At 58.1% G+C, this 18,501-nt stretch carries 19 protein-coding genes; 15 read left to right on the forward strand and 4 right to left on the reverse strand.

Going from position 1 to position 18,501, the window contains the following annotated elements:
- The first annotated feature begins 73 nt into the window (after positions 1 to 73).
- The 4 genes from M3484_RS02010 to M3484_RS02025 all read left to right on the forward strand — a co-directional run bounded on the left by M3484_RS02010 (position 74) and on the right by M3484_RS02025 (position 7,309).
- Positions 74 to 3,172 carry a hypothetical protein gene (locus tag M3484_RS02010; protein WP_249495544.1) on the forward strand — a complete coding sequence of 1,033 codons (3,099 nt, stop codon included), beginning with the start codon at positions 74 to 76 and terminating at the stop codon, positions 3,170 to 3,172.
- Positions 3,173 to 3,328: 156 nt separating this feature from the next.
- Positions 3,329 to 3,622 (forward strand): hypothetical protein, encoded by a 294-nt coding sequence (locus tag M3484_RS02015; RefSeq protein WP_249495545.1) that lies wholly within the window; start codon positions 3,329 to 3,331, stop codon positions 3,620 to 3,622.
- Between the two features lie 232 nt (positions 3,623 to 3,854).
- Positions 3,855 to 5,645 (forward strand): acyltransferase family protein, encoded by a 1,791-nt coding sequence (locus tag M3484_RS02020; protein ID WP_249495546.1) that lies wholly within the window; start codon positions 3,855 to 3,857, stop codon positions 5,643 to 5,645.
- A gap of 605 nt (positions 5,646 to 6,250) precedes the next feature.
- The gene (locus M3484_RS02025; protein ID WP_249495547.1) at positions 6,251 to 7,309 is read left to right on the forward strand and encodes an acyltransferase family protein; all 1,059 of its coding nucleotides are present in this window, start codon (positions 6,251 to 6,253) and stop codon (positions 7,307 to 7,309) included.
- Positions 7,310 to 7,334: 25 nt separating this feature from the next.
- On the opposite strand, the gene M3484_RS02030 is transcribed toward M3484_RS02025, so the two are convergent.
- Positions 7,335 to 8,744 carry a hypothetical protein gene (locus M3484_RS02030; RefSeq protein ID WP_249495548.1) on the reverse strand — a complete coding sequence of 470 codons (1,410 nt, stop codon included), beginning with the start codon at positions 8,742 to 8,744 and terminating at the stop codon, positions 7,335 to 7,337.
- Between the two features lie 5 nt (positions 8,745 to 8,749).
- On the reverse strand, positions 8,750 to 9,634 hold the full coding sequence (locus M3484_RS02035) for a hypothetical protein (protein WP_249495549.1): 885 nt from the start codon (positions 9,632 to 9,634) through the stop codon (positions 8,750 to 8,752).
- Positions 9,635 to 9,828: 194 nt separating this feature from the next.
- On the opposite strand from M3484_RS02035, the gene M3484_RS02040 reads away from it, so the two are divergent.
- The gene (locus M3484_RS02040; protein ID WP_249495550.1) at positions 9,829 to 10,155 is read left to right on the forward strand and encodes a phage holin family protein; all 327 of its coding nucleotides are present in this window, start codon (positions 9,829 to 9,831) and stop codon (positions 10,153 to 10,155) included.
- 16 nt (positions 10,156 to 10,171) lie between these two features.
- On the opposite strand, the gene M3484_RS02045 is transcribed toward M3484_RS02040, so the two are convergent.
- Positions 10,172 to 10,402, reverse strand: coding sequence for a hypothetical protein (locus tag M3484_RS02045; protein ID WP_249495551.1), 231 nt, complete (start codon positions 10,400 to 10,402; stop codon positions 10,172 to 10,174).
- A 77-nt stretch (positions 10,403 to 10,479) separates the two neighbouring features.
- Between M3484_RS02045 and M3484_RS02050 the strand changes: the two genes are divergently transcribed.
- The 9 genes from M3484_RS02050 (at position 10,480) to M3484_RS23545 (ending at position 17,441) form a co-directional block, all read left to right on the forward strand.
- Entirely contained in the window at positions 10,480 to 11,064 is a 585-nt protein-coding gene (locus M3484_RS02050; RefSeq protein WP_249495552.1) for a lysozyme, read from the forward strand.
- Between the two features lies 1 nt (position 11,065).
- Positions 11,066 to 11,347, forward strand: coding sequence for a hypothetical protein (locus M3484_RS02055; protein ID WP_249495553.1), 282 nt, complete (start codon positions 11,066 to 11,068; stop codon positions 11,345 to 11,347).
- 144 nt (positions 11,348 to 11,491) lie between these two features.
- Positions 11,492 to 11,701, forward strand: coding sequence for a hypothetical protein (locus tag M3484_RS02060; RefSeq protein ID WP_249495554.1), 210 nt, complete (start codon positions 11,492 to 11,494; stop codon positions 11,699 to 11,701).
- Between the two features lie 45 nt (positions 11,702 to 11,746).
- Positions 11,747 to 12,079: a hypothetical protein gene (locus M3484_RS02065; RefSeq protein WP_249495555.1), complete on the forward strand. Its 333-nt coding sequence runs from the start codon at positions 11,747 to 11,749 to the stop codon at positions 12,077 to 12,079.
- Between the two features lie 12 nt (positions 12,080 to 12,091).
- Positions 12,092 to 12,337: a glutaredoxin family protein gene (locus M3484_RS02070; RefSeq protein ID WP_249495556.1), complete on the forward strand. Its 246-nt coding sequence runs from the start codon at positions 12,092 to 12,094 to the stop codon at positions 12,335 to 12,337.
- Positions 12,338 to 12,450: 113 nt separating this feature from the next.
- A complete protein-coding gene (locus M3484_RS02075; protein ID WP_502942428.1) occupies positions 12,451 to 12,645 on the forward strand; it encodes a winged helix-turn-helix domain-containing protein in 195 nt (64 codons plus the stop codon).
- A 153-nt stretch (positions 12,646 to 12,798) separates the two neighbouring features.
- On the forward strand, positions 12,799 to 15,081 hold the full coding sequence (gene ligA, locus M3484_RS02080; protein WP_249495557.1) for an NAD-dependent DNA ligase LigA: 2,283 nt from the start codon (positions 12,799 to 12,801) through the stop codon (positions 15,079 to 15,081).
- A complete protein-coding gene (gene recG, locus M3484_RS02085; protein WP_249495558.1) occupies positions 15,078 to 17,168 on the forward strand; it encodes an ATP-dependent DNA helicase RecG in 2,091 nt (696 codons plus the stop codon). Before ligA ends, recG begins: the two co-directional genes overlap by 4 nt.
- A 150-nt stretch (positions 17,169 to 17,318) precedes the next feature.
- Positions 17,319 to 17,441: a hypothetical protein gene (locus tag M3484_RS23545; protein ID WP_283177946.1), complete on the forward strand. Its 123-nt coding sequence runs from the start codon at positions 17,319 to 17,321 to the stop codon at positions 17,439 to 17,441.
- Positions 17,442 to 17,601: 160 nt separating this feature from the next.
- On the opposite strand, the gene M3484_RS02090 is transcribed toward M3484_RS23545, so the two are convergent.
- The gene (locus M3484_RS02090) at positions 17,602 to 18,042 is read right to left on the reverse strand and encodes an iron-sulfur cluster assembly scaffold protein (RefSeq protein WP_249495559.1); all 441 of its coding nucleotides are present in this window, start codon (positions 18,040 to 18,042) and stop codon (positions 17,602 to 17,604) included.
- A gap of 91 nt (positions 18,043 to 18,133) precedes the next feature.
- Here M3484_RS02090 and hisI point away from each other — a divergent pair, with 91 nt between their 5' ends.
- A complete protein-coding gene (gene hisI, locus M3484_RS02095) occupies positions 18,134 to 18,493 on the forward strand; it encodes a phosphoribosyl-AMP cyclohydrolase (RefSeq protein WP_249495560.1) in 360 nt (119 codons plus the stop codon).
- The last annotated feature ends 8 nt before the right edge of the window (positions 18,494 to 18,501 follow it).

Raw genomic sequence — 18,501 nt, forward strand, 5'->3', positions numbered from 1 at the left:
GTCGCCCGCACCAAACGGCGGCAAGGTGATTTTCCGCCTGCGGTCCTGGGATCGCCAGGGGGGCGCCCTGATCATGAAAGGGCCGGAAGAGGCCGTGGTTGTCGGGGGTGTTATTGATAAAACACTGAACCGGACCTCAGCCAGCGAGCGCGGCACGCTTTACGATGTGATCTACACCTATCCAAACGCAGCCGCCCGTGGGCTGTGGCTGGAAGAGCCGCTGGGCTCGATCTCGTTGACCGGCCCCGGTCCTGTCGCCCTTGCCGACCTTCTGGCAATCCCGGCCCCTGTACCGATCGTGCCGGATGCGCTGGCCCAGGCACTTGGGGCTGCGGCGAGCGCGCAGGCCGCGGCTGAATCGACGGTGCCCGTGCTGGAAGACAGGCTGGCTGCCGAAGCTGCTTCAGTCGCAGCCGCAGGATCTGCCGCACAGGCTCAGGTTGCTGCAGGACTGGCTGCCGCCGAAGCCAGTGCTCAGATCGCCCCGGCTGTCGCCGCCGCAGGTTCTGCTCAGGCCGCAGCCGCAGCATCTGCCGCACAGGCGCAGGCGGCGCTTGAAGCCGCCATCGCGGCTGGAACATGGAATTACACCCCGGTCGATAATGCCGCTCTCGCTGCGATCACCGGCATGACCTCCGGACAGACCGCTTATGTCCGTCAGACCATGCATGTCTGGAGCTACAACGGCAGCGCATGGGTGGATACCGGGGAAAGCCCGCTGGCGGCGAAGGCTGACAAAACCGCACTTATGGAGAAGCAGGAGCTGATCTTTGGTGCAACGGTGTCGAGAGTTGACTTCGCTCCCTACCTAATGGTGGGCAGCATCAACGCGACAACCGGTGAGTTGGAAGGCACTACCTTTGGAAATCGACGCAGCATCGTCAAAATGCCGCTCAATCTGGCGCTCACCTACCGCATCCAGAATTCGGCTGATTTGCTCTCGAACCTGCGTATCGCCTACTTCAACAGTGCTGGCGCGCTGATCACCCCGATTGTCTTGCGCACGGCTGGCCAGATGGCAGACTACACGCTGGTGCCGCCCTCCACTGCAGCGTCTGTGTCCATCGGGCTTAAATCGGGCAACACCGACTTGGTTCTGTTCGATCCGGGCAGGGTGAACTTCTTTTCCTCCACGGACGGGACGTTCTCGGTGAACAAGGTCAACGGCTTCCCACTGATGGATACCCGTGCCGACAGGATTGCTGTGCTGGATGGGGAAGTGTTCCCGGTCAGCCATTTTTCTGCCTGGCTACAATACGGCATCAGCGGCACGGGCGGGTTGAACGCAATTACTACGCAATCCCACTCGCCCAAGCTGCCTGTCTCTGGCGGCGACGTGCTGACGATCAGTGGCGCATTGCCCATCTATCGGGTTAACCATTTCGACGCGGCTGGAGCGTTCATCTCGCAGGCTCCTGCATCACCGGCCTTCAGCTATACCGTGCCTTCCGGCCTCGGCATCGCCAGCGTGATGATCTCTGTGCAAGCGGCATATGATGTGAATGCCGCCATCCTCACGACAAGCCATGCCAGCTCGGCAATCACCCGGCTCAATGAACGGATGACGGCCGTAGAAGAGGAACTTGCCGATGTTCCCGGGCTGGACGCTCTGACAGGGCGGGTGACGGCGCTTGAGGCGAACGGGGTCACCGATGTGATCGCGGGTGGATCGGCATCACCGAAATCCGGCAATCAGGTCACGCTCCTCAATTCGACCGCAATGCGCTCGGGACTGATGAGTGCTGCCGATAAGGCCAAACTCGACAGCCTGGTACCCGGAAGCATCACCATTGAGGGCAGCGGAGTCTACAAGAATGCGGCGGCGTTCGGGTTCTTGCCGACCAATAATGCGACAGAGAACGTGGCAGCGATGCGCGCGGCAGTGGCGGGCGGGGGGCTGATCTTTGTCGACATCCCAGGCACCTATGATGTGAACGCATCGATCCTGCTGGACAGCGGCACCGGCATTACCTTCGGGCCGGGTGTCGTCATCAACAAGGTCAGCCTTGCGGGGCGCACCCCGCGCTACACGTTCATCAACCGCGGGGCCTTTACGAAAGAGTGGAACGATAGCATCGGGCTGTATGGCCTGCGGATCAAATGCAACGGGATCGGTAATGGTGCTGATGACACCACCGCCATTCCTGGCCTGCGCGGTCACGTGGCGTTCCACTACATCCGCAACCTCTTTATCAATGATTTCTATATGAATGACGGCGATGCGGTGAGCTACGTCATCCATATCTGCACCTTCCTCAACATTGCGGTCACGCGCAGCTATATCGAGGGCTGGAAGGACGCGGTTCATCTCGGCAATGGTGATTGCTACCTGATCCGGGACTGCCGGTTCATGACCTATGACGATCCAATTGCGCTCAATGCGCATGACTATGCCACCGGGCAGCCTGAGCTGGGCTGGCTGACAAACGGGCTGATCGAGAATTGCTATGATCTGGCTGACCCTGTGCGCGGCACAACCGGCTTCTTCGCCCGTATCCTTGCCGGTGCATGGGTTGACTGGTTCGCGGGAATGCAGGTTCGCCAGTCTGACACGATAGTGGCCAGCAACGGCAAGATGTACCGGGTCTTCAATGCCAATGACGGTACCGTCTACACCTCGAACACTGAGCCCAGCCATGCCAGCGGAACGGTCACCATCGACGGCATCAACTGGCGGATGATCCAGGAGAACGGGGTCACCTATTCCGTGGGTGTGCGAGATGTGACGTTCAGGAACATCTATCTGCAAAAGCCGCGCGGGACAGGGTTGTCGATCCATTTCGACAACGACAACTTCAGCCGCAGCTACTATCCGGGAGCGGTTGCGCCGGTGCAGGATGGGATCATTCTGGACGGCATCCATATGCAGGCCGATATTCCGACGCTGATTTCTGCGATCACACCGATTGGGGTTCTGAAAATCCTGAACTCGGACCTGCGCCAAACCCGCATCAACCTGACCAATATCGGCACGGCGGGTATCGCCTACAATCCGGTCAACATCCTCATGATGGGCAACACCTATCTGGCGGATGCGCCCGGGGCGCTCATCTCGACGGCATCGGGTCGCACCGCAAGGGCGAAGATCCTCGGATCGGTCAAGCTTAGTGACGCCTATGTGCCGACGTTCGGTGCAGGTGTGACGGTTCTCGCGTCTGACCTGGCTGCCTAACCTCATGCTGGTGACTGGTCCCGTCGATCCTCGGCGGGGCCGCCATGTGGGAGACGGTGATTGCATGCACAGCCTTGCTGTCAGGATTGGCAAACACCTCGGCGGGTAGATCAGATCGTGACAGGTAATTTTTTGTGCAGAAGGTAACCGCTTTTTGTGCAGAAGCTGGCGCGGCGCAACACCTACGAGATCGTCGCGGGCACCACCAGAAATGATCAATGGACGCTTGCTCTGCGCAACGCCAGCGGGTTCAGCGTGATCGCATGTTTGGGGGTCACCTCGGCCAACGGCGACAAGGTCGCAGGTTTGATGTCTGGCAGTGCCCTGAATGTGCTGATCAATGATGTTTCGGTCTACACCGGCACGATGACTGATCACCTGGCTGCCATGTCCTGCGGCTTCGCATTCGGTGATGCCGACAGCCGGTGGGATATCGCGGTTTTTGCATGATCACTGTCATGTTGGCTGATCGGAAATAACGCTTCAAGCAGATCTCATGAAAGGGTGAGACACCTCACGCCCCCGCTGAGAATGCTAAAAGTCAGGGCAAACGTGTCCATTTCCATGCCAGGGGAGGTTTCGCCACAAATGTTTGTCGCGCTGTTGCGGTAATGTATTGAAGCCCGCGCGAAAACTGCTAGCCATCACCACAACCATGAGCTGAGCTTGGCAGGGGGCCACGATGTCACTCAACTACCGACCGGATATCGACGGATTGCGCACGCTTGCGGTGGTGCCCGTAGTGCTTTTCCATGCAGGGATCCCGGGGTTCTCAGGCGGTTACGTCGGGGTTGACGTCTTCTTCGTAATCAGCGGCTACTTGATTACGAGCATACTCCTTCGCGAAATGTCTTCTGGCCAGTATAGTCTCGCTCGCTTCTACGAGCGCCGGATCCGGCGGATATTTCCCGCGCTGATCGCGATGTTGACCTTCGTGATTGTCTTTGCGCCACTTTCGCTACTTCCAAGCGAGCTGCGCACTCTGCCCAGGGAGATTCTTGGGACCATCCTTTTCCTTGCGAACATCGTGTTCTGGCGAGAGGCAGACTATTTCGCGACTGCTGCCGAAGAGAAGCCATTACTGCATATGTGGTCTCTGGGGGTGGAGGAGCAGTTTTACATCTTCGCGCCGTTGGCGCTTTGGCTCGTGTTCCGTTACGCGCGCCGAGCGATCCATATCGTAATCGGTATCACCCTGATAACCTCACTGGCATTAAGTATTATATTCACGCCTTCATCACCCAGCATGGCCTTCTACCTGCTTCCGACACGAGCGTGGGAGCTTCTTGTCGGTGCGCTTATCGCTGCTGGCCTGCCTAAGGCACGAGATCAGAGGGTTGCCGAGGCACTGGCAGCGTTCGGACTGGTGCTGCTGCTTTACGCGATTTTTGCCTTCGATCCTGGCATGGAGTTCCCTGGCTACGTCGCGATTGTACCTGTCCTCGGATCGGCATTGATCATTCAGTTCGCCAAAGGGACGGTGATCGGGAAGTTCCTCTCACTTAGGGCATTTGTCGGGATCGGATTGATATCCTACTCGCTATATTTGTGGCACTGGCCTCTGACAGTCTTTTTTCGAGATTGGGGAGCGCTATCGGAACTTTCCGGCAAATTTACTGTCGTCGCGCTCTCAGTGATCGCAGCGTGGCTCAGTTGGCGCTTTGTTGAGCGCCCATTCCGTAATCCGGAAAAGTGGCCTTCGCGTCGCCTTACTATAGCGGCGGCGATGGCCGCATCTACGCTGTGTGTTGCAGCCGCAGTTATCCATTTAACGAATGGTTGGCCGTCGAGGTTTTCGGCAGAAGCTGTTGCGTTCGATGACGCGCGCGGCGACGTCAGCCCTGATCGGGCTGCCTGTCATATTAGCGGCGGACTTCGGTCGCCCGAACGCTGGTGCAGATTAGGGGGAGAACCAAATGTCGCGCTATGGGGGGATAGCCATGGTGTCGAGATGGCCCGCGCGCTTTCTGATGGGGGGACGCCGATCCTTCAAATCACATATTCTGCTTGCCCGCCTGCACGAGGATATGCGCCGCTGAACCGGCCGGACTGTGGAGCACATAATCAGATAGTTCTGAAAGCCCTGCGGGATGATAAATCTATCGATCAAGTGGTCTTGGTGGCTAACTACAGGCTCTACAGTGACGATGCGCTCCGCGGCATCACTGAAAGCGCAGAAGCGTTGCGATCCGCTGGCAAGACGGTTTTAGTTCTGGAACAGGCGCCAAGCCCGGGACACAATGTTCCGAGCATGCTGGCAGCCGGTGTGCGTGAACCTTTCCCTTCGAGCGAAACGCCGATCATAATCAGTGGTATGAGTGGTATGCTTCGCTACACCGAAAGCCTATGTCCGGGAGGCTTATGCCCACTTCAAATTGCAGGGATGCCTATTCTTTTCGATGATGGGCACCTCAGTATGACAGCAGCCCGCGCTGTTGCTCCGGTTATAGCGAAAGGGCTTTCAGGGCAATAATCGCCTCACCCTTGCTCCGGGGCGATAGTCGGCGGGGAAGTGCAGTGTTTGTTCAACCGTTAGCGCCCGTGATGGCGCTTACCATCGGGCAGAGAGACTCGTCGTCTAGGTAGGAGAAATGTGCGCAATCTTTAGACGGAAGGTTTCCTGGTTGTTCATGAGGCATTGCCCTGCGTCAGAGCGGCCGGGCTGGCCTACAATGTCCGATTCTAATCAGATGGACCGCACAAAACCCTGCGATCTTAATGCCGAAGTCGACTTCAGGGGTGGAATTGCTCGAGTACAACCCACGCCTTTCGATTAAAGCCAGCTCAGACTGACGTCAGCGCGATTCTTGCTCCGTGTCTAATCATCGCTGTTATTAAAATCGAGCATTAGTGCTTTCGACGTGTAGATGGTTGGGAAGTTTGAACTCTGTGTCTTGTGCAAGCGTTCGTATTGAATTCAGGGAGAGTTCCTATTGTGGTAAACTTCATTGGTGATAGGTCAAAGGTGGAAGAGTGCTTGAATTCGCAAATGATTGCACTGTAATCGGTGATTGTTTGAGGCCAGCTTAGGCTGGACTGTCGGAAAATCTCGAATATGTCGCAAAATGAGGCAGGCGGATGAATTTACACAACAGAGATATTCGCTTGGACGCGATACGCGGGATAGCTATCCTACTTGCAATGGGGTGGCATTTTAATGTCGTTACTGGCGTATATTGGTTTGATATCGCTCTTTTTCCAGGGAGATACGTTGGGTGGGCAGGTGTTGACTTATTCTTTGTTTTGAGTGGATTTCTTGTTGCACGGCTAATTTTCTCTGAAATTCAGAGGACCGGCTATTTTGATAAGAAGAGATTTTTTATTAGGAGAATTTACAGGCTTTGGCCTGTTCTTTACGTCTACGTAATCGCGCAAGCTGTCTTGGGTTCAAATCCATTATCTGAATTTGTGCCGCAGACTTTTTTTCATGTTCAGAACTACTTTCCAACCCCATTTTCTCATCTGTGGTCACTTGCCGTTGAGGAGCACTTCTATTTTATTGCGGCATTCTTGATCCCAACTCTCATGATCGGAAGATCTGCGGTCGATCGTGCCATGTTGCTGATTTGTGTTGTTCTAATGCTGACATTGTTGCTCCGCATATTTGCTGTTTCCCAAGGGGTCCCAGACGTAAAGGTGCAGACATACACTCACTTTAGAATGGATTCTCTCTCAGTCGGAGTGCTTCTGGCAATTCTTTACGTCTATAAACGTCCATTTTTCGATTCCTTGGTGTCGATTAGGGCAATAAATGTACTGGTATTGGTTATCTCCTTGGTTGCACTCGTTTCCCTTGAGGAAACAACCTACAAGTTTTCGTTTTCATATGTCGCAGCATATTTTGCTGGTGCGAGTATGATTTTTCTGGTGCTTTCTATTGAGGTTAAGGGAGTTATTTCAGCGGGACTGTTTAATGTCCTGGCGTTTTTCGGGCTTTGGTCATACTCGCTTTACATTTGGCATAATGCACTCGGAAAGATCGGAAGATCAGTCCTTTCAAGATTTGTATTTGAAGCATCGCCAGCGCTGATCGTTTTTGTGGAATATGTAGTTGCTGTGATTGGTAGTATACTGATTGCAAGGATGATCGAGCGTCCTGCGATAGCGTTGCGTGATAAGATGTTTCCTCGCAGATAGCGGTGAAAAGGTAGGGCGACCGTTACTACGTTCGCCTAATTTTCAGTCTATACAGGAAGGACCACGCTGCTACGAGTGAGATGGCAACTGCGGGTCCACCTATCACGCTAATGAGCGACCCCCGGGCAAGTATTGGTACAAAGCCTGCGATAAGTATTGAAATTGAACTGAGTGGAATTGACCCCAGTGTCATTCCTGGCGAGGAATAGATGCTGTCGAGTGTGCCAATCAGGCGGCCGATCGCAAAAAGGACAATCGCAGTGATTATGATGCCGCCGTCGGCGTAAATTTCGCCAGGAAGAGGCATGCTGATATTCAGGTATAAATATCCTGCAGAATCGGCAGCTTCAGCTCCCGTTCTGTCATATTTCCCACTCCATATCGATCGAGGGACGAAGAATAGTACTGTTGAAATTATTCGCCCTCCGAACGCAAAGCCCTCATTTTGCACTAAGACAACAACGTTAATCATTGACTGATATCCGTCGAAATCGCCATGCAGGAGATAATCGAACGGGTTCTTTATTTCAAAGCTAGCATCTAGATTCTCACCTCTGCGTAAGCTGCTCAGGAATGGAAACAATGAGAAAAGTGCAATTGGTCCGGACGCAAAGAATATCCCCTTTTTTCTTCTCAATACGTTTGGAATTAAAACGAGACCTACAGTCATCGCGAGTGCAATCATCCAGAAGCGTGGAAGAGACGTTGGGAAACATGCAATCGAAAGTGATGTCACTGAGGCGATGATACTGACTTTCGTTAACGAGTTTTTGATGCCCGCCCAGTATCTGACGATGCCCGTGATCGTGAAGGAAGTTAGAGCCATTGCGCTGCATATTGTTTTCACAAAGGCGGAACCGGAATCCCCATCTTTTCCAGAAAGCAATAAGTTTGCCATTTCGCGAGTTCCGAAAAAAACTAGAGGTCCTTTTTGCGCTAGTTGCAAAATGATAAAAGCGAGGCAAATAGCTGAAATAACGAAACTTGCAATTGATGCGCGTTTTCTATCATAACGCTTGGCGGGCATTGGCCTTGCTGTGCTTGCGCCTGTGCTTCCAAATGAAGTTCCGAATAGGCGGCCAAGTTTAGTTGTTGATATGCCAGCCATTAGGGCGAGTGTTCCCGTAAATGTTATAAAGGCTGCATCAATCAGAAGATCTCGTCTAACTGAATTGTTGTACCAGTAAAATGTATCCGTGCGAAGTTGATAAATGCCCGGGAGTGTGAATGCATAGACGAAGTACATGGTTGTTAAGTAAGATACTGGGTCAAGTTGCTTTCGATATACTATTATTGAATGAGTAAGTAGAGAAATGAGAAATGCACCTCCAAGCAATAGGCTTGGGGTTGTATTTTCATTACCTGAAGCCAGCACAGAGATGAAGGATATCATCCCGAATGTGAATACTGCGATTGTGGCGGTAGGATGCTTCATAATATCTATCGGGTTCTTAGCGCTAGACGTTTTGCAATTTCACTTCCAAAAATCTTCATGCCTTCAGAATTTGGGTGAATTTGGTCTCGGTAAAGATTTTGTTTCCATCCCGGTATTTCTCGAATACGATGCACGTCTGCTCCCTCGGGTAGTAGATCCTCTATTTTGGCAAAGTTTATTTCTAAGGCAGTTTGGTCCGGATGTATTCTCATCTCAGATTTCATTGGATGAAGCCATATTTCTGCTCTACATGAGCATGCAGCTAAGGCAGCCGCCAGTGCTTCGCCGGCCGGTTTTGACGGTGCGGTCAGGTCTGCTTCGATAGGCGGGGCTTGGGGGGGAAGGATGTACTTTTTGGCAAAATAAGCGAGGGCTGAGATGGGCCGCTCCCTCGGGTGCGTGAATGGGTTGCGCCAGGATGCAGGTTGGCCGAAGTCTTCGCTGTTAAGCACAAAGATCATTGTTTCCGCCGCTGAAACCACGGCAGGATGATCTTCGAGCCAGTTCGCTTCATTGACGATTGTCCAGCTGCCCGCGCTGTTTGGCCAAACTTTAGTACCCGCGCCGTAAGCATCCAAAGCGAATTGAAGTTGAGGGCCAAGTTTGTCCGCTTGCTTGTAAGCGTTTCCGCCCCGAACCAAGTTGTCGCCAATCAACAGGATATCAGTCTCTGTATTTTCGAATACTCGCGCTACTCCCATACTTAAGTCGTTAGTATAGAAGTCAATTTTTCCCATGAAACTGCCAGATTGGTTGGGTAGCGGAAGATATCCTACCCGATTGTTTGCTTCATATAGTGGGAAGTCGATCACGCCAGCGTACCGAGCTCCGATTTCGCTAGCCACTGCAAGCGCTACAATAGCGATGCCGGCAACGGCTATTTTGCGCATCTGATACTCGCCTTGAAAGTGAATCGATGCGGACAGCTACTCGCATCGCGCCGTCCTCCGCAACCATCCGTTAACCTCCCGGGCGCGCAGCGGGCCTCCGTAGCACGAGTGCCTCAGGTTTCTCATGCCTAGCGTAGCATGAGGTGAGTTGCCGCCTATCCAATCTTCCTCAATTTCCGCCCCAGGAGGCGCCTTTGACTGATATTCCTCCGCCCGATCCCGGCCTGATCGCCACCATCAATCAATTCATCGGCGGAGCCGCGACTGCGCTGCTGGCCGCGTTCTCTGGCCGCGCGATGTATCACGCGGGCGAAGTCCGGGCCCGACGCCGGCCGATCATGTCCTATGATCTGATCTGGGAAATTCCGACCGCTGTTGGCATGGCCATCGCCGGGGATGCGCTCGGCGCCTACATGGGGCTGTCGAGAGAGGTTACCGTGGGGCTGATCGCCGTCCTGTCCTATCTCGGCCCGCGTGGTGCCGGGGCGATGGTGGAGAGATGGGCCAGCCGGAAGGGGTGAGCTGGCCGGGCGGAGATCATTCCTGAATGGCAGGCGGCTTGACCCCGTCGCCCATCATCCGGGCGATTTCACTCTCGATGATGTCTAGGGCCGAAAGATCCCCGGCGCGTGCGGCTTGCACAGCCTCCTCGATCCTCGCCCAGCTTGGGTGGTCGTCTGCGATCAGCCGGCCTGACATGTGCGCCACCATCAGCGCGTGAGCATAAACCGTCCGGTAATCCGGCTGACGGATCGTCCGGTCTCTCATGTCTCTCAGCCGCTTATGGAAGGGTATCGCGAACATGCCCCGCATATGGGGCTGATCCAAGGAAATTCAAACTGACCATGCCCCGCCAGTCAGCGGGCCTTTTCACATCCATGGAGATCGACATGATCCAGTTCCTGACCGGGCTTCTGGCCCGGATCGGTGCGCTTTTCCGTGCGCGCCCGAAATCCTCAGCCACCGGCGGCCTCACCGCCATTTTGGCCGCAGCCGCCATCTTCGTCGCGCCCTGGGAGGGTGAGCGGACAGAGGCCTATCTCGACCGCATCGCCAGCCCGCCGGTCTGGACCGTCTGCTATGGCGAAACCAAAGGTGTGCAGGCGGGCGACAAATACACGCCCCAGCAATGCCTCGACATGCTCAGCGCCTCGCTGGCCGGTTACCACGCCCAACTGGCCAAATGTATCCCGGCGCTGCCACAGCAGCCTCAGGGCGTGCAGGTGGCGCTGACCAGCTGGACCTACAATGTCGGCGCCAGCGCGGCCTGCAGCTCCACCTTGGCAAAGCGGGCCAATGCCGGCGACTGGCTGGCTGCCTGCAATGAGCTTCCGAAATGGAACAAGGCCGGCGGCAAGGTGGTCAGAGGCCTGACCAATCGGCGGGCTGATGAGCAGCGCCTTTGCCTCGCCTCTCTGAAAGGAGCCTGACATGCGTCCGATCTTCATTCTCTGGACCCGCAGCTTTTGGTTCGGGATCTTCCCCTCGCTGCTGATCGTGCTGGATCTCGCCGTGAACATCGTGGCGGCCGTCGCCTCCGATCCCGGCCTCGTGCCGCCGGTGGCCACGCTGATCGGCTGGCTGTTCGGCGGTGATCCTGTGGTGATCGAGGGATGGATGCTGCGGCTCGCACCGCTGCTGGCGCTGGTGATCGCTCAGCAGCGTGCCGGATCGGCGCGGCCCTACACCGCCAATCCGAGGGCGCGGCCGTGATCCGCGCCATTCTCGCCGCGCTCTGGAAGCCCGTCGCCGTGCTGCTTGCCATGCTTGCGGTGTGGCTGCGGGGCCGGGCGAGCGCAAAGCAACAGACCGCGCTTGAGGCCGCAGAGGCCTATGCGAGAACCCGCAGGAGGATGGATGATGCGGACACTGAAATTCATGGCGCTGATCCTGATGCTGCCCGCCGGCTCATGCGTGAGCGTGACGCCAACCACCGGTGATGCGCTCTGCGACGGATCTCGGGCGGCGCGGGCCGATCATGCGGCGGCACTGGCGGTATCACCGGATGACCGGGCTGTGGTGAGCGGGGCCCGGCTGATCGCACTGATAGATGCGGGGTGTCGCTGATTCTGTGATTTGCAGAATCGGCAAATGTTCCGCAAATGTTCCCGCATGACAAGACGATCCCCACCCCAGAAGAAAACCGATGAAATCGCATTCCCGGTGCGGGTGCTGCTTCACGGCCTCGGGGGTGGCTTCCTGAGGGATCTGGGTTCGGACCGTGATCCCCATGCTTGGATCCGGATCAACCTCGGCCTTGGCAATGCGGAGCTTTACCCCTGGCACACACCCTACTGCCAGGACGGTTTTCAGTTCCTGTGTCGTTCGCCTCTGGCTGCCGGGCAGTTCCTCGCTGCCTTCCCTGAGTTCCTCGTTGCCGATGGAACCGCTACGGAATTTTACAACTCGCCCTATGTGACAGCCGGCCGGCGGCGGGGCGAATAAGGAACCAACACCATGATCATCCTCTACACCTCGCCGGGCTGTGGCCCGTGCGTTGCGACGAAACGCGCTCTGGACCGGGCTGGGCTGGCTTATGAAGAGCGGGCAGGAGCTGACTGGCCGGAAGAGGTCGAGCGGCTGGCCTTGATCGTCGGGGCGCGTCAGGGTCCGCTGGTGGTTGCTGGTGATCAGGTCTGGTCGGGGTTTCGGGCGGATTTGATCGCAGCCGTATCACTGCGTTGCGCCGCGACTCAGGCCTGACTAACAGTTCTCGCGTAGTGGCTGGTAGCCCTTTCAAAATTCCCGATATGTTCGTGCTATGTCCTGATACCTAAAAAAACTCAACCCACTGATAACGCTCAATTGTATTTCTGATCCTTAATCATCTTTATGGCGGCATGGATGAGCCGGAGCTTAAAATCATTGACGTTTTTATTTGTAAATTGCGCAAGAAACTGAGCGAAGCCACCGGCGGCGAAAGTTATATCGAGACCGTCTGGGGCCGAGGATATGTGCTGCGTGATCCGGAAGGGGACCGCGGCGGCGGGCGCCTCGCGGCAACGGCCTGATCAGGCTCGCATCGGCTTTGCCCCGGCAAGGCCGATGTCCTGCGCTTTCGGTGTGACCGGGTCCGGCATGGCTGTGCCGCTGCAAGGCGCGTGTGGTGCTTTACCTCCTGGTGGTCAGGTCCTAGGTTTGGGCCGAACCGGGCGGAGGGGGCAATGGAAGCCAGAGCAGTCGAAGATCTCAGTGAAGCAGAGGCCCGGGCCGAGCTGAATATGCTGGCGCAGAAGCTTGCCGGCGCGAATCATGCCTATCACGCCGAAGATGCTCCGGTGATCAGCGATGCGGAATATGATCAGCTGAAGCGCCGCAATGCGGCGATCGAGGCGCGCTTTCCCGCGATGAAACGGGCTGACAGTGCCAGTGATCAGATTGGCGCTGCGCCGGTGGAGGGGTTCGGCAAGGTTGCGCATCGCGTCGCAATGCTCAGTCTCGAAAATGCGTTCGATGACAGCGATGTCTCGGATTTCGACGACAGGGTACGGTCCTTCCTCAACCATTCCGGCGGGGTGAGCTATACTGCAGAGCCGAAGATAGACGGGCTCTCGCTTTCCTTGCGCTACGAATCGGGGCGGCTGGTCCAGGCCGCGACCAGGGGGGATGGCGCAACGGGGGAGAATGTGACCGCGAATGCGCTCACGATTGCCGATATCCCGCATATGGTTTCCGGGGCGCCGGAGATTATGGAGGTGCGGGGCGAGGTCTATATGTCCCATGCGGATTTCGCGGCGCTGAACAGCCGCCAGGAAGAGCTCGGGGAAAAAACCTTTGCCAATCCGCGCAATGCGGCCGCTGGCAGCCTGCGCCAGCTCGATGCGCGGATCACCGCGAGCCGCCCGCTCAAGTTCTTTGCCTATGCCTGGGGGGAGGTGTCGGCGCCCCTCGCGAACAGCCAGTCGGGCGCGATCCGGCGCCTTGCGGAACTGGGGTTCCAGACCAATCCTCTGACACGGCTTTGTGCGGGGCCAGAGGAAATGCTGGCGCAGTATCGCCATATCGGTGAATTGCGGGCCGGGCTTGGCTATGACATCGACGGCGTGGTTTACAAGGTTGATGATCTGGCGCTGCAGGCGCGGCTGGGGTTTCGCTCGACCACGCCCCGCTGGGCGATTGCGCATAAATTCCCGGCCGAACTCGCCTGGACCTGGCTTGAGGCCATCGACATTCAGGTCGGTCGCACCGGCGCGCTCTCGCCGGTTGCACGTCTGGTGCCGGTGACGGTGGGTGGTGTGGTGGTCTCGAATGCCACGCTGCATAATGAGGATTACATTCATGGCCGCAATTCGGCCGGGGAAGAGATCCGCGGCGGCAAGGATATCCGGATCGGCGATTTCGTCCAGGTCTACCGTGCCGGTGATGTGATCCCGAAGATTGCGGATGTCGATCTGGCGAAACGGCCCGAAGGCGCGATCCCCTATGTCTTCCCCGAGACCTGTCCGCAATGCGGCAGCCCGGCGATCCGTGCCCCCGAAGATTCCGTGCGTCGCTGCACTGGCGGACTGATCTGTCCCGCGCAAGGTGTTGAAAGGCTGAAACATTTCGTCAGTCGCAATGCATTTGACATTGAGGGCCTCGGCGCGAAACAGGTTGAGCTGTTCTATCTCGATGATCTTCTGCCAGTGAAAACGCCGGCTGATATCTTTACGCTTGAGGCTCGTGACACCGCTAACCCGCTGCAAAAGCTGAAGAACCGCGATGGTTTTGGCGAGACCTCGGTCAGGAAGCTCTGGGCCGCTATCGACGAGCGCCGGACGATAGGCTTTGAACGCTTCCTCTTCGCGCTTGGCATCCGTGATGTCGGTGAGGTGGCCGCGCGGGATCTGGCGCGGCATTACCAGTCCTGGACCTTCCTGGCATCGGCCATCGACATCGCCCATCCGGCCGCCTTGCGCCAGATCGCGGCGGATGAGGCCGAGGCGGAAGAGCGTATCGCCGCCCGTGATGCGGGGCGGCGGGCGCAGCCGGCAAAGGCCCGTGCGGTGATCTGGGATCAGGATGCGCTGGACCCGGCGACGCTTGCCGCCTGGCAGGAGCTTTTGTCAATCGACGGGATCGGCGCGGTTCTGGCGGTCTCGCTGGTGACCGCGCTGGCGCCTGGCGGGCATGAGCGCCAGGCGGTCGATGATCTCGTGGCGCAGCTTAAAGAGATCACTCCGCCAGCTAAACGAGCGACCCAAAGCCCGGTGGCGGGCCTGACCGTCGTTTTCACCGGCTCGCTTGAGAAAATGACCCGGGCCGAGGCCAAGGCCCGCGCAGAATCGCTGGGGGCGAAGGTTGCGGGTTCGGTTTCAGCCAAAACCGATCTTCTGGTGGCCGGGCCCGGCGCCGGCTCCAAGCTGAAGGAAGCGGCAAAGCTGAACATCCGCACGCTCGATGAGGATGGCTGGCTCGTGTTGATCGGCGATCTGGCGGCTGGTCAGCCAGGAGAGACCGGCGCATGAGCCGTCCTGAGGCGCTCTTTCCGCTTTTCGCGGATCTGGAGACGCTGGACGGCGTCGGTGCAAAAAGCGCGAAGGCGTTTGAAGGGCTGGCGGTCAGCCGCCCGAAGGATCTTTTGTACCTGCTGCCTTACAGCGGCATCGATCGCAGTCTGCGCGCCGGCATTCGCGACTATGTTTTGCCCACAACGGTGACCATCGCGGTCGAGGTGCTGCGCCATCAGCCGGGGCGCACCCGCTCGGCGCCGACAGTGGTGCATTGCCGCGATGATGAGGGCGCGGCGCTGGAACTGGTCTTCTTCCATGCGCGCGGTGATTATCTGCAGCGCATCCTGCCGGAGGGCGTGCGCCGGGTGATTTCCGGCAAGGCCGAAGCCACTGATTTTGCGATCCGCATCGTGCATCCCGATCACGTGCTGGCACCGGAAGAGGCGGGATCGCTGCCGGGATGGGAACCGGTCTATCCACTCACGGCAGGCATCACGCAGAAAACGGTGCAGAAAGCGATGGTTTCGGCGCTGGCCCGGTTGCCGGATCTGGCGGAATGGATCGACCCCGGGCTGATGGCGCGCGAGGGCTGGCCTGCCTGGTCTGCCGCGATCACCCAGGCCCATCGTCCCACAAGCACGCAGGATCTGGCGGCGGAAGATCCGGCCCGGGCGCGGCTCGCCTATGATGAACTATTCGCGCATCAGCTGACGCTGTCACTTGCGCGGGCGCGGATGCGGCGCGGGCGTGGGATTCAGAGCCGGGGCGATGGAGGGCTGCGCGCGCGGCTTTTAGCCGGTTTTCCCTATCGGCCGACAGCCGCGCAGCAGCGTGCGGTTACCGAGATCGCCGCAGATATGGCCGCGCCGTTGCGGATGAACCGGCTGTTGCAGGGCGATGTCGGTGCCGGAAAAACGCTGGTGGCGCTGATGGCACTGGCGGTGGCGGTCGAGGCGGGCGGGCAGGGTGTGCTGATGGCTCCGACCGAGATCCTCGCGCGCCAGCATTATGAGGGGCTGGCGGATCTCGCAGGCAAGGCCGGCATCCGGATGGAACTCCTGACCGGGCGCGACCGGGGCAGTGACCGGGTGGCCAAACTGGCGGCTCTTGCGGCGGGAGAGATCCAGATCCTGGTCGGCACCCATGCCGTTTTCCAGAAGGACGTGGTTTTTCATAATCTGCGTCTCGCAGTGATCGATGAACAGCATCGCTTTGGCGTGGCACAGCGGATGGAACTGGGCGCCAAGGGCGAGGCGGCGGATGTGCTGGTGATGACCGCGACACCGATTCCGCGCAGCCTTGCCCTGGCCTCTTACGGCGATATGGACGTCTCGGTGCTGGATGAAAAACCGCCGGGCCGCAAACCGGTCAGGACGGTGCTGGTGACCACAAGCCGGATTGACGAGGTGGTGGCCCATCTGGCCCAGGCGGTGGCAGCCGGGCGTCAGGCCTATTGGGTCTGCCCGCTGGTCGAGGAAAGCGAGCTTGTTGATCTGGCCTCGGCCGAGGAACGGTTTGCCCATCTGCGCGCCGCTTTGGGTGAGGGTCGGGTCGGGCTGGTTCATGGACAGATGCCGCCTGCGGCCAAGGATGCCGCTATGGCGCGGTTTGTGGCCGGAGAGACCGGCGTTCTGGTGGCGACGACGGTGATCGAGGTCGGGGTCAACGTGCCCAATGCCTCGATCATGGTGATCGAGCGCGCCGAGACCTTCGGCCTTGCACAACTGCATCAGCTCCGGGGGCGGGTCGGGCGAGGGGCCGCGGAATCGACCTGTCTGATGATGTATCAGCCGCCCTTGAGTGAAAGCGGCGAGCGCCGTCTCAAGACGCTGCGCGATACGGAAGACGGCTTCCGCATCGCCGAGGAAGATCTCGCGATGCGCGGTGCCGGGGATCTGATCGGCACCGCGCAATCGGGCCTGCCCAGGTTCCGCGTCGCCGATCTGGAACGGCAATCGGCGCTGATGGCGGTGGCGCAATCGGATGCGCGCAAACTTTTGCACGATGATCCGACGCTCGACAGCCCGCGCGGTAAAGCGGCACGACATCTTTTGTGGCTGCTGGATCAGGATCGGGCGATCCGGCTTTTGACGGTCGGCTGAACCCGTATTCGGCGGGCGTGGAGGCGTCCGCCGCATAAGGAGAACACCTGCAACCTGTTATGTTCTCAAATGTTCCACTTTAGTTCTTTACAACTCATGAATCATGTGAGAACAATATGGCAACAAAACAGAGAGCAGGAGGAAGTGAAGATGATCGCCCGACTGAAAGCCGTTCGCCGCAGCGCAGATATCCGCGCGGCCGAGGATATTCTTGGCGTCTTTGCCCTCTTCGCGCTTTTGTTTGTTGCCCTCGCGCTGCCCGTCGCTGGCTGAGCGCATACGAGTTTCTGCCTGCGGTCTGACCCCAGACATGCACCGGCCTTCTCTGTCCCGATCCGAAGGCCCCTGATCTGCACCTGTCCCGCAGATCCCCGCATGTCCCAGACACGCTTGACTTCCGCCGCCGTCATATCCCGACGCGCGGCGGTTTTTTTTAGGCCTGCCGGGCTTTGTCGACAGCTTCGCAGGCGGCGTCGAGCACCAGCAGGATCGAGGCATGACGATTGCGGAAGTCCCGCGCCGGGATCAGCACCTCGTAAAGATCGAAAGGCGCGGGCGGCGGTTCAGCTCCGTCTTTCAGCATGGCGGCAACGGCGTCGCGGGCCTGATGCAGGTCCTGCGCGCTGCGCCCGATCACAGCACGGCCAAAAATCGCGGCAGAGGCCTGGCCGAGGGCGCAGGCCCGCACCTCTTGCGCATATTCCGCAACCCGTCCGTCCTGCAGCGTCAGGTCGACCGTCACGGTCGATCCGCAGGTGGGAGAGCGCTTTTTCGCGCTTCCCTGTGGCGCATCAAGCCGTCCGGCCAGCGGGATATTCGCCGCCAGTTCGAGAATCTTACCGGAATATAGCGAGATCAGATCGCTGTCGCTCATCGCCGTCGCCTTTGCCGATAGGCTGCCCTTGTGGCCTGCCTTGCCTGACGTCTATGTAATCGGACGAAGCGTCCGCGCCAAGGAGAAGACCATGAGCTTTGATCCCGCCAGTCTGAAATTCGATGCCAATGGGCTGGTCGCCTGTATCGCTCAGCAGCATGACACAGGCGAGGTGCTGATGCTGGCCTGGATGAACGCAGAGGCGGTGGCGAAGACGCTAGAGACGGGCAGGGTGACCTATTGGTCGCGCTCGCGTCAGGCGTTCTGGATCAAGGGGGAAAGCTCGGGCCATGTGCAGCGGCTGGTCGGGCTCCGGGTGGATTGTGATCGCGATTGTCTGCTGGCGCTTGTGGATCAGACCGGGCCGGCCTGCCATACCAACCGGCGGTCGTGTTTTTATACCGGGGTAGAGACCGGGGATGAGATCGAGCTGATGAAGCCGGTAGTCTGAGGCTTGCC

Origin of the sequence: Pseudomonas sp. GX19020 (assembly GCF_023371075.1) — a bacterium.
In the GTDB taxonomy this organism is placed as follows: Bacteria; Pseudomonadota; Alphaproteobacteria; order Rhodobacterales; family Rhodobacteraceae; genus Pseudogemmobacter.

What these genes read in the sequence shown, in the direction of transcription:
- M3484_RS02010 (WP_249495544.1), top strand. Translation starts at nt 74, where the DNA reads ATGAAAGGGCCGGAAGAGGCCGTGGTTGTCGGGGGTGTTATTGATAAA.
- M3484_RS02020 (WP_249495546.1), top strand. Translation starts at nt 3,855, where the DNA reads ATGTCACTCAACTACCGACCGGATATCGACGGATTGCGCACGCTTGCG.
- M3484_RS02025 (WP_249495547.1), top strand. Translation starts at nt 6,251, where the DNA reads ATGAATTTACACAACAGAGATATTCGCTTGGACGCGATACGCGGGATA.
- M3484_RS02030 (WP_249495548.1), bottom strand. Translation starts at nt 8,744, where the DNA reads ATGAAGCATCCTACCGCCACAATCGCAGTATTCACATTCGGGATGATA.
- M3484_RS02035 (WP_249495549.1), bottom strand. Translation starts at nt 9,634, where the DNA reads ATGCGCAAAATAGCCGTTGCCGGCATCGCTATTGTAGCGCTTGCAGTG.
- M3484_RS02045 (WP_249495551.1), bottom strand. Translation starts at nt 10,402, where the DNA reads ATGAGAGACCGGACGATCCGTCAGCCGGATTACCGGACGGTTTATGCT.
- M3484_RS02050 (WP_249495552.1), top strand. Translation starts at nt 10,480, where the DNA reads ATGCCCCGCCAGTCAGCGGGCCTTTTCACATCCATGGAGATCGACATG.
- M3484_RS02055 (WP_249495553.1), top strand. Translation starts at nt 11,066, where the DNA reads ATGCGTCCGATCTTCATTCTCTGGACCCGCAGCTTTTGGTTCGGGATC.
- M3484_RS02060 (WP_249495554.1), top strand. Translation starts at nt 11,492, where the DNA reads ATGATGCGGACACTGAAATTCATGGCGCTGATCCTGATGCTGCCCGCC.
- M3484_RS02065 (WP_249495555.1), top strand. Translation starts at nt 11,747, where the DNA reads ATGACAAGACGATCCCCACCCCAGAAGAAAACCGATGAAATCGCATTC.
- M3484_RS02070 (WP_249495556.1), top strand. Translation starts at nt 12,092, where the DNA reads ATGATCATCCTCTACACCTCGCCGGGCTGTGGCCCGTGCGTTGCGACG.
- ligA (WP_249495557.1), top strand. Translation starts at nt 12,799, where the DNA reads ATGGAAGCCAGAGCAGTCGAAGATCTCAGTGAAGCAGAGGCCCGGGCC.
- recG (WP_249495558.1), top strand. Translation starts at nt 15,078, where the DNA reads ATGAGCCGTCCTGAGGCGCTCTTTCCGCTTTTCGCGGATCTGGAGACG.
- M3484_RS23545 (WP_283177946.1), top strand. Translation starts at nt 17,319, where the DNA reads ATGATCGCCCGACTGAAAGCCGTTCGCCGCAGCGCAGATATCCGCGCG.
- M3484_RS02090 (WP_249495559.1), bottom strand. Translation starts at nt 18,042, where the DNA reads ATGAGCGACAGCGATCTGATCTCGCTATATTCCGGTAAGATTCTCGAA.
- hisI (WP_249495560.1), top strand. Translation starts at nt 18,134, where the DNA reads ATGAGCTTTGATCCCGCCAGTCTGAAATTCGATGCCAATGGGCTGGTC.